Below are 10812 nucleotides of genomic sequence, written 5' to 3'. Positions count from 1 at the left end.
TTATGAACAGTAAATGTCAACAGACCCTAATCTTTCAAAAATATGGGCAAATGAATCACTCATCTACCCAAAAAAATCTTTTAACCGCCTTTTTTCACCAGATAATGGAACTCTTTATTGCCATTTTCATCCAGACGCTCTTCTTGGAGCAGTAGTTCATGGCCGAGATGCATACAGAATTTTGGAATATCCCAAGAGGTCGAATTATCCGTAGCAAAAACTTCAACTACATCACCAGCTTTAGACTTACGGATGGCTTGATGCAACATCATGACTGGCTCAGGGCAGCGTAATCCACGGGTATTCAATTGCAGGCTTGGCGTAATTTCGGCTTCAGACATCGACAGACTCAGGAATTCAAGATCAGCCTTATTTTAGCATAAAGCGGCTATGGCATTGCAGCCCACGCTTTGAGCCAGTTCACAAAACCAGACTGACCCGTAAGATCAAGTCTGCGCAGCATAATTACAATAGACAAGCGTATTTTCTGCGGTATGATAAAATCACGTTTTTTTAGATATTAAGAGTCTTTAGGAAAGATCATGCACGAGGAATCAGGCCCGTCGTGGGGTATGCGCGGCTTACGTAAATGGCTGGGAACTGCACCCGAAACTCGCGACGAACTGCTAAAATTAGTACAAGATTCACGTCGATTTTTAGAACCCGATACTGTTGCAATGCTGGAAGGCGTATTGGATCTGCCAGCCACCAAAATTCGTGAAGTCATGACGCCAAGAACGTCCATGATTAGCTTGCAGGAAGATGACCAACTTCTGGAAATTCTGCATGTTTTAGTTGAATCTGCGCATTCGCGATTCCCTGTGTTCTCATCTGACCAACCGGATAATGTGGTTGGTATTTTGCTGGCCAAAGATCTGCTTCCTTTCCTGACCGAGCCTTCTTCCAAAGTCGATATTCGTGCCTTGATGCGTCAGCCGCTGTTTGTGCCGGAAAGTGCGCGTTCGGATCAGGTTCTACGTATGCTGAAAAATACCCAGACTCATATTGCGGTAGTGATTGATGAGTACGGTACAACTTCAGGCCTGGTGACATTAGAAGATATTCTCGAAGAAATTGTGGGTGAAATTGAAGACGAACATGATATTGCGGATGAAGAAGCACAATATATTGTTCCGGATCAAGACCCGAAGACAGCCAATACCTGGGTAGTACAAGCGCTGACGCCAATCGAGCATTTTAACAATATGCTAGATGCCAATTTCTCCGATGATGAAGTTGAAACCATGGGCGGTTTGTTATTACAAGAAATTGGTCTGGTAAATGATTTGGAAGGTCAGACGATTGAACTGGAAAACTGGCAATTTACCATTCTTGAGGCAGATTCACGTTCTATTCGTTTAATTCGAGCTGTGCGCCAATGAGAGCATATTTCGATAAGCTATTAAATCCAGCCCAGCAGCAAAAGCAGTTAGCCTTAATTTATCCTGTATTGATTGCCTTATTTGCCGGAGCCATTTTTAGCCTGGCACTGGCACCTTATCATTACTGGTGGCTGGCGATCCTCTCTCCTGCCTTACTGTATGCTTGTGTCCGTGGTCGTAGTGCGAAACAGGCCTTTGGCATTGGCTGGGCTTATGGGATTGGATTATGGTTTGTGGGTGCATTCTGGCTCTATACCTCTATTCATGTATATGGCGATACCAGTGCTTTCCTGAGCGTAATCATGATCCTGATCATGGCGATCGTCATGGGACTGTTTACTGCGCTTCAGACTTTTATTTATCGTCGCTTTTTCCCGGAAACACCTCTTACCTTTGCACCACTTTGGGTAATCTTTGAATGGGCCAAAACCTGGGTATTTACCGGTTTCCCATGGCTCTTTGCAGGTTATGCTTTTACTGAGCTCTATCTGGATGCCTATGCGCCTTTATTCGGTGTATTTGGGGTGTCCTTTGTAGTGATTGTTCTAGCTTGTGCGCTGGTTGAAATTTTAAGTAAACGGGTCTTCTGGATCGTTCCTTCTGCACTCTTGTTATTGGGTGCTTGGGGCGCAGCACAACTGACTTTCGTGCAAGAAAAAAATGAAAAGCCGCTCACCGTTTCTCTGATCCAGGGCAATATTCCTCAGGACCTGAAATGGTTAACTGAATATCAGGTAAAAACTCTGCTGATCTATGCCAATCTGAGCAAGACTGAATGGGGACGTGACTTAATTGTCTGGCCAGAATCTTCGATTCCGATGTTCCAGACCGACATCGAACCTTTCTTGGATGCCATGAAAGTTCAGGCAGAAAAATCTGGAACAGCTTGGGTCACAGGTATTCCGTTCTGGGATCTGGCTGAGTCACAGGAAGCAGGCACGCCAAAATATTACAATAGCATCATGGCCACTGGTGATGAGTCGAGTGGTCTGTATAAGAAGCAGCGTCTGGTGCCTTTTGGAGAATATATTCCACTCTCTGGCGCACTCAGTTGGGTACTTCCAGCTCTGCAAAACGACCCTTCGGTGAGTGGTTTCTCGCGTGGTGCGGATATCCAGAAACCATTAAATGTGAAAAACCATCCTTTAGGTGCAGCGATTTGCTATGAAGTGGCTTATCCAAACCTGACTCGTCGTAATGCCAGCCAAAGCGATTTTCTGGTGACCGTATCTAATGATGCCTGGTTTACTGGCACTGCCGGTCCACAGCAACATTTACAGATGGTACAAATGCGGGCCAAGGAAAATGGTCGCTGGTTTATTCGTGCTACCAATACTGGGGTAACTGCGTTCATCGACCACAATGGCCATATTGTGAAACGTGCACCTATGGATAAAGAAGCTATACTCCGCGGTGAGTTACCCGCCATGCAGGGTGAAACGCTTTACATGAAACTCAGCGACTGGCCAGTATTGATTTTCTCCGTATTGTTATTATTACTGGGTTGGCGCTTCCGCCCACGTAAGGTGGATATCAGCTTTAAGTCGAGAAGATAATTCTCTCAAAAGTCCCTCTTTTAAAAAGGAGGAGCTATAAAAAAACCGAGGTTCATGCCTCGGTTTTTTTATCTATATGTTATTAAAACTGGATCACCAGATAAGATAACATGCTCGCCAGTGACAGCATTGGAATATAGCGATAGACCTGTACAATTCCGTTTTCAAATGCAGAAGCCTGTTCCAGTTCAAACTGTACGACAGACGCTTTTAATGCTGACCAGAAGCATAGTACGAATAAGGTACTCATCATGCTAATGGCAAAGAAACCTACCATAATCTGGCTGCTGCCTTCAGTGGTCTGCCATAAATGCAAAATTCCCTGACTGGCTGGAAGAATGCTTAAAACCAAAAGAACAGATTTCAGCATCGACCAATGAAACTGGTTTATTTCATCCGACAATATTAATGCTTTCATACCATTCTCCTTTGGCTAAAAAAGGGCCATTAAGAATATTATGAGCTATTTTTTGTAAATAGAAAGTCTATATTTATTCACATTTTACGATAATTGTAATAGATAAATATGGGAATAATTCTTATTATAACTATCAAATCACCAATATTATAATAATATTATTAAATTCATATACTTATATTATATTTTATGATTGAGAGTTATTATCACTTCACCCAATATTGAAACAACCAATCAAGTGAAGTGATATATTCAATAACCTACTAATTTATAATAATTATCAGTTAAGGTTGGTAATAAATATCAGCATCAGTTCCTTCCCCACCTGCCTGTCCATCGGCACCAAAAGAGTACAAATCAAAAGCACGACCATTGGTTCCTGGAATCACGTATTGCAGGTCATTATCCCAGCTGTCTTTCGGATAACCCCCTTTCACATAGCCACCTGGCAGCCAGTTCTTCGCTGTTGCCGGCTGATTTACCAGTGCATCCAGGCCACCCTCCTGCATGCTTGGATATTTGCCATTGTCCAGCTTATATTGATCCAGTGCACCCGCAATACTCTGCAATTTGATGACTGTGGTATCCACTTTAGCCTTTTCACCGCGTCCCATTACATTTGGAACAATCAGCGCTGCAAGCACACCGAGAATAACAATTACCACCATTACTTCAATCAGGGTAAAACCTGAGGCACGATGGGCACGTAACTGGCTCACACGTACGGTAGGTTCAACCGCTATAGTTGAAGGGTCTTTGGCTTGATTTGGATTCCTTTTCATTCAATATCTCTCATTCATCTTTAGAAAGTTTCAGGCACTTTCAATTCTTTGTAGACGTTACACATGTTATTTAAATCATATTATTCATATTCACGATTGGCAGCATCACTGCGATCACAATTACCAGCACAATACTGGCCATGAGTACCAGCATCAGCGGCTCCAGAAGTGCGAGTAATGTCGAAATCAGCGTGGTCACCTCACGGTCCTGCATGGTCGATGCCCGTTCTAGCATACGATCCAGCTCCCCTGAGGCTTCACCACTTTTGATCATTTGTACCATCATCGGTGGGAAATAACCACTACGTTCCAGCTGGGTAGCCAGGTTCCCGCCTTCAGTGACTTTTTCAGCAGCCAGATTAACTGAATCCCGGATCACCCAGTTGTTACTTACCGCTGCCCCGATGCGTAAGGCATCCACCAGTGGCACACCGGACTGGGTCAGAATTGATAAGGTACTAGCAAAACGGGCAGCATTAATGCCACGTGATAATTTTCCAAATAAAGGTAGTTTCAGAGTTAGACGATCAAAAGCATAATGCCCAGCCGTTGTTCTTAAAAACCGTACCAGAAGAAAAATACCTATCGCACTCCCTATCAACAAAAATGGCCAGGCGATCCGGATAAAATCGCTGGCTTTCATTAAAGTCACTGTAATCCACGGCAAGGCATCTTTGCTTTGATCAAAGGTCTTGACGATATCCGGTACCACATAGGTCATTAGACCCATCACAATCGCAAAAGACATCAAGAGCAAAATAATCGGATAGATCATCGCCCCTTGAATCTTTTTCTGCATGGCGAAGCGGTTTTCGGTATAGTCGGCTAACTGATCCAAAATCAAATCCAAGTGACCAGAACGTTCGCCGGCCGCAATGGTGGCAATATATAGTTCTGGAAAACGTCCAGACTGTTGTAGCGCCTGAGCTAAGCTATGCCCTTCCAGCACTTTAGAACGTACTGACATCAGCAGATTTTGCACATGAACTTTTTCGCTCTGCTTGCCGACGGCGCGAATGGCTTCCTCCAGCGGAATTGCGGCAGCGACCAGTACCGAGAGTTGTCGGGTCATAAGGGCCAGATCATAAGCAGTAATGCTTTTTTCAAACCATTTGCGACGGTAATACTGGTCTTTTTTCTCAACCGGATCTACGGACACCGGAATCAGCGCCTGATCCCGAAGCTGTTGCCGGATTTGTCGTGCTGAATCCCCCTCAAGCACGCCTTTTTGCTGCTTCCCTGAAGCGTCAAGCGCAGTAAACTGATATGCAGGCATTGTAATGCTCTAATTTTCCAAAATTTTGCTTAACGCTGTTGCGTCAGACCATCAAAATCATTCATATTCTTCAATATAAATTATCTGCTCACTCTAACATAACTGAACTTTGAGCACGACGAAATTTCATCAGGACCCACTCTGTTACTATGCCAAATTCTGTTCCCGTTACTGCCCCTGTTTATCGTGTTCGTGTTGCAGTGCCGGTGCATCTGTTTGACTGTTTTGACTATAGCTTGAGTCAGGAACAATATCAGCAGGCAGAAGTGGGTGCCCGAGTCGCGGTTTCTTTTGGCCGGCAAAATCTGGTCGGCGTGATTACTGAAAAATTACCGCTAGATGCTCCGATTGATCCGAGCTTCAAACTGAAAGCCATCACCGAGCTCTTAGATGACCGTGCCATTATCAATTCCCAGGTTTTAAGTGTATTGACCTGGTCAGCACAGTATTACCAGTTTCCTATCGGGGAAGTGATCCAGACTGCTTTGCCGACCTTATTGCGTCAGGGCAAACCTTATAACCTGCTGGCCCGAAACTGGAAATTGCTGGATCATGAGGCTGAAGCCAAGGTTCGCCGTTCCGAGAGGCAACAGGAAGCCTATCGGATTCTAAAACTGCATCCGGTGGGAACAACTGAGAATCTCTTAAATCTGGCCGGAATAGAAACAGCGACTTTAAAAGCGCTCGAAAAAAAAGGGATTTGCGAATGTGTCCTGGAAGCACAGGATTTTAGCCCGCAACCTGTACAACTGGCCCAGATGCCATTAACGGCCAATGCGGAACAAAAACATGCGATTCAGCAAGTGCTGAAATACCGCAAGCAATATCAGGCCTTTTTACTCGATGGCCTGACTGGCAGTGGCAAAACTGAAGTCTATCTTCAGATCATGGAACAGGTACTCAAACAGGGCAAGCAGGTACTGGTACTGGTACCTGAAATCGGACTGACGCCACAAACCATTAGCCGCTTTCAGTCCCGTTTCCATTGTCATATTACCCTGCTGCATTCTGGCCTGAATGACAGTAAACGCTTACAAGCCTGGCAAGCCGCTGAAACCGGTAAAGCGTCCATTGTGCTTGGCACCCGTTCTGCGATTTATACACCAATGCCGAATCTGGGCTTGATCATTCTGGATGAAGAGCATGATCTGTCTTTTAAACAGCAGGAAGGCTTTCGCTATCATGCCCGTGATGTGGCATTGTACCGGGGACATTTACAGCAATGTCCAGTCCTCTTGGGTTCGGCCACCCCCAGCATTGACAGCTATGCGCTGGTGCAGCAAGGCAAAATGCAGGTGCTGGAACTGAATCAACGCGCGGGTACAGCACTAATGCCAAAAATCCATATTCTGGATTTAAAAGTGGCACCAAAGCAGCATGGCATCAGCCTGCATCTGATTGAAGAAATCAAAAAACGCCTGGCTAAAAAAGAACAGGTGCTCATTTTTCTGAATCGTCGTGGTTATGCGCCCGTACTGATCTGTGGCAGTTGTGGTTGGCAGGCGCAGTGTCCGAATTGTGATGCCAATTTCACTGTGCACCGGCAACCTTATCAGCATCTGCATTGTCATCATTGTGGCACCATTCATCGTATGCCTGAACAGTGTCCGCAATGTCAGCATCAGGAGCTGGCTACTTTAGGGATGGGGACTGGAAAAGTTGAAGAACATCTGAATGAGCTTTTTCCAGATTCTGAAGTGATCCGGGTCGATCGCGACTCAACCAGCCGGGTGGGTAGTTGGCAAAAGATCTATGACAAGATTCAAAAAAGCGAGCCTGCAATTCTGCTCGGCACGCAGATGCTGGCCAAAGGCCATCATTTCCCTTATGTCACGTTAGTCGCGATTTTAGATATCGATTCCGGTCTTCTTAGCGTCGATTTCCGGGCCACAGAACGTACAGCACAATTGATCGTACAGGTCGCAGGACGTGCAGGACGTGGGGAACATAAAGGGGATGTATATTTACAGACCCTAAGACCTGATCATGCGCTGCTGAATACCTTAGTCACTGAAAATTACCGCGCTTTTGCCAAGCAGACTTTGACCGAACGGCAAATCGCCCAGATGCCTCCTTTTCGTTATGCCGTGCTGATTCGCTGTGAATCCAAAGATCAGGCACAAAATACCGAATTCTTACAGAAACATGCTGCCCTGCTCAGGCAATATCCCGATCTGGTGCTGGACATCTGGGGTCCCATTCCTGCCCCGATGGAACGCAAAGCCGGACGCTATCAATCCCATATGGTGCTATTGTCCGCAGACCGTGCCCGTTTGCATTATTATGTCCGTAGCTGGTGGCAAAACCTGTTACAGGATAAGCCATCCAATATGAAGCTGACACTGGATATCGATCCACAAGAACTCAGCTAAAATATTGAGACCATCTTCATTTGATAAAGGCTCAACTTTAAGACTGGATGAAAATAAAATTTAAGGCGGAAAAATGTCGATACTGTTACAAATAGCGCTGGTTCTGGCGATTGCACTGTTCATGGTGCCACTGAGCCATAAACTCAGACTGCCAACAGTGCTGCTGGGCTATTTACTGACAGGTTTAATCATTGGGCCAAGTGCCTTAGCGCTGATCTCTGCTCCTGAGGTGATGCAGACTTTTATTCAAATCAGCCTGTTGGCCCTAATGTTCTGGATTGGCCTACAACTCAGACCACAACGAATTCTTCAGCTTGGGCAACCCCTGTGGTTTATGGCCATTTTACAGGTACTGAGCACGGCCCTGATTTTGAGCCTGCTGGCCTGGTTCTTTCTCGATCAGCATCTGGTTTCCAGCATTGTCATCGGACTGGCCGGCAGCCTCTCTGCCATGACGTTGGTGACCCAGTTTTTAAATAATCAGCAACAACTGGCGACCAGTTATGGTCAATCCGCTTATGCCAACACCCTGATTCATGCACTGATTGCAATTCCTATCATTGCAGCGATTCCGCTTTTTGCTGGGGTCAGTTCAACAGAACATGGCATAGCTTATTTTGCTGCCATGATGGCTACCTTTACTGGCTTATTTCTATGTAACCGCTATTTCATGCAGCCGCTCTATCGCTGGATTGCCAAAAGTGGTCGTCATGAATTGCATAGCATTGTTGCCATTGTCATTTTCCTGAGCTTACTAGTCCTGATGGATACGCTGGGACTGAATCTGTACCTCGCGGCATTATTTGCTGGCATGTTACTGGCTGATTCTGATTTCCGGATTTCGGTCGAAAAGAGTCTGCAGCCTTTTAGCGGATTATTGATTGGGCTGGCTTTTATCAGCCTGGGCATGTCATTGCAGTTTGCCGATATACTGACGCAACCCGTATTGATTATTGCCGGAACACTTTCGCTGATCCTGATTAAATTTGCGATTACCTTAGGATTGGCACGTTATTATCAACATAGCTGGCGCAACAGTACGCTACTCGCCGCCAGTGTGGCACAAAGTGGTGAGTTCGCTTTTCTGGCACTCATCATTGCACTTTCGCAGCAGATCATTACTCCAACCCTGCTCTCCCCATTGATGTGGATGGCAAGTTTATCCATGCTACTCACACCGGCATTTTACTGGTTATTACATAACCAGATTCTGCCACGACTGGATCGGCAAAATCATTTGGCAGCGACCTTTGACATTGAAAGCCTTCCACCAAATACTGCACCAATTTTATTAATCGGTTTTGGCCGTTTTGGCCAGATCATTGCCCGTATTTTGCTGCAACAGCAGCAAAAATTCAGTGTAATGGACAGCAATATCGAAGCAACTGAATTGCTGACCTCTTACGGTATTACCTTCTATCAGGCCAATGCGACTGAGCCAGAGGCTTTAGCTCAGGCAAATCTGGATACGGTTCAGCATGTGATTGTCGCCATTGATGATATTGAAGATTCACTGCTGACCGTCCGACATCTGCGCTTAAATTATCCTGACATGTCTTTATGGGTACGGGCACGTAACCGGCATCATGTCCATCTACTTCAGGAGCTGGGCGTGGAACGAATCTGGCGAGAAACCTATGCTTCTGCACTAGAACTAAGTCAGTGTCTGCTAGTTCAGCTGAGCGGACTGTCTGAAGAACAGGCGCAACAAAAGATCCATGAGTTTCATACTCATGATCAGAAACTGCTCAATCGTCAATTTCATCCGGATACGGAGAGTCCGTTTAATTTCGCAGGCTCAAGGAATACACTGGCAGAACTGGAGCATCTTCTTGCTCAGGATCAGCTAAAAAAAGCACCAGAACAGGATACGGACACGCAACAGGACAACAACGCTTCAGGAATTGATGCCATAAGAGATGATCTGGCATAACTTGTGTTTTACAATAATGCCACCATTAAAGCAGGGTTATGGAGAATTTTATGTCTGATTTACGCCAACGCTTTTTTATTGAAGATAGCCCTGTTCGTGGTGAAGTGGTGCATCTTGAAGAAGCTTTACAAACAATTTTGGCCCAGCGTGATTATGCGCCTGCAGTAAAAATCCTGTTAGGTGAAATGCTGAGTGCCACTGCACTATTGGCCAGTACCCTGAAAATTAAAGGGCGTATCAGCCTGCAAATTCAGGCTTCAGGCACATTTAAATGGGCAATGGCTGAATGTAACCATCGCGGTGAAGTACGTGCACTGGCGGATTATGAAGAAGATCCGCATTTTCAGGCAGCAGAAGATAGCAGCACAGTTTTAAAATCACTGACTAATCCAGTGCTGTTTATCAATATCGAGCCTGAATTTGGTGAGCGTTATCAAGGTATTGTTCCGCTTGATCAGAAAAATCTGGCTGGCTGTCTGATGCAATATTATGACCTGTCTGCCCAGATTCCGACACGTATCGTGCTGGCCAGTGACAACAACCGTGCAGGTGGTTTGCTGATTCAATTGCTACCGCGTAACAGTGAAGAAGAACAACGCCGTGTCGATGAAGACTTATGGCCACGTCTGACTATGCTGACTGAAACATTAAAAACAGAAGAACTGGTCACTCTGGAGGCCAATGAAATTCTCTATCGTTTATATAACGAAGAAGAAGTGCGCTTACCAGAAGTAGAACATTTACAGTTTGGCTGTACCTGTTCTAAAGAACGTTGTGCGATTGCCTTACAGCAGATTGGTGTAGAATCGGTTCGTGAAACTTTAGAATTCCAGAATCCAATTGAGATGGACTGTCAGTTCTGTAATAGCCGTTATATTTTTACGGCTGAAGAAGCTTTGAGCCTGTTTGGCGAACACCTCAGTTAATAACAGCCCCTGTTCGACTCAAAAAAGCACTCAATATTGAGTGCTTTTTTCATTTTATATTTTCATAAAATATTGACCAAAATTTCTCATAAAAAAGACAAATGTACTTAATTTCAAGCTTGCCCCATGATTAAAATTTGCACACCGATAGAATCAGAAGATCAACG

Annotated in this window: 9 protein-coding genes; 5 read left to right on the top strand and 4 right to left on the bottom strand. The window is 45.1% G+C overall.

Features of this window, described 5'->3' with window-relative positions; translation table 11 throughout:
- Positions 1–80: 80 nt before the first annotated feature.
- Positions 81–341, bottom strand: coding sequence for a sulfurtransferase TusA (gene tusA, locus RJ01_RS10330; RefSeq protein ID WP_004781744.1), 261 nt, complete (start codon positions 339–341; stop codon positions 81–83).
- Between the two features lie 201 nt (positions 342–542).
- Between tusA and RJ01_RS10325 the strand changes: the two genes are divergently transcribed.
- Positions 543–1382 (top strand): HlyC/CorC family transporter, encoded by an 840-nt coding sequence (locus RJ01_RS10325; RefSeq protein ID WP_004781742.1) that lies wholly within the window; start codon positions 543–545, stop codon positions 1380–1382.
- On the top strand, positions 1379–2938 hold the full coding sequence (lnt, locus tag RJ01_RS10320) for an apolipoprotein N-acyltransferase (RefSeq protein ID WP_005232470.1): 1560 nt from the start codon (positions 1379–1381) through the stop codon (positions 2936–2938). Before RJ01_RS10325 ends, lnt begins: the two co-directional genes overlap by 4 nt.
- A gap of 82 nt (positions 2939–3020) precedes the next feature.
- Here the strand turns inward: lnt and RJ01_RS10315 are convergent, their stop codons facing one another.
- From RJ01_RS10315 to gspF, 3 genes are all read right to left on the bottom strand, one after another.
- Positions 3021–3356, bottom strand: coding sequence for a hypothetical protein (locus RJ01_RS10315; RefSeq protein WP_034171003.1), 336 nt, complete (start codon positions 3354–3356; stop codon positions 3021–3023).
- Between the two features lie 284 nt (positions 3357–3640).
- Positions 3641–4138: a type II secretion system major pseudopilin GspG gene (gspG, locus tag RJ01_RS10310; RefSeq protein ID WP_034171002.1), complete on the bottom strand. Its 498-nt coding sequence runs from the start codon at positions 4136–4138 to the stop codon at positions 3641–3643.
- Positions 4139–4208: 70 nt separating this feature from the next.
- Positions 4209–5414 carry a type II secretion system inner membrane protein GspF gene (gene gspF / locus RJ01_RS10305; RefSeq protein ID WP_034171001.1) on the bottom strand — a complete coding sequence of 402 codons (1206 nt, stop codon included), beginning with the start codon at positions 5412–5414 and terminating at the stop codon, positions 4209–4211.
- 149 nt (positions 5415–5563) lie between these two features.
- On the opposite strand from gspF, the gene RJ01_RS10300 reads away from it, so the two are divergent.
- The 3 genes from RJ01_RS10300 (at position 5564) to hslO (ending at position 10645) form a co-directional block, all read left to right on the top strand.
- Positions 5564–7786, top strand: coding sequence for a primosomal protein N' (locus RJ01_RS10300; RefSeq protein WP_034171000.1), 2223 nt, complete (start codon positions 5564–5566; stop codon positions 7784–7786).
- 73 nt (positions 7787–7859) lie between these two features.
- On the top strand, positions 7860–9719 hold the full coding sequence (locus RJ01_RS10295) for a cation:proton antiporter (RefSeq protein ID WP_034170999.1): 1860 nt from the start codon (positions 7860–7862) through the stop codon (positions 9717–9719).
- Between the two features lie 50 nt (positions 9720–9769).
- Positions 9770–10645, top strand: a complete 876-nt coding sequence (gene hslO / locus RJ01_RS10290) for an Hsp33 family molecular chaperone HslO (RefSeq protein WP_034170998.1) — start codon at positions 9770–9772, stop codon at positions 10643–10645.
- The last annotated feature ends 167 nt before the right edge of the window (positions 10646–10812 follow it).

Source organism: Acinetobacter sp. YZS-X1-1 (assembly GCF_000804305.1).
GTDB lineage: Bacteria > Pseudomonadota > Gammaproteobacteria > Pseudomonadales > Moraxellaceae > Acinetobacter > Acinetobacter variabilis.
The sequence above is the reverse complement of the archived record's forward strand: the minus strand, read 5'-3'. Positions and strand labels throughout refer to the sequence as shown.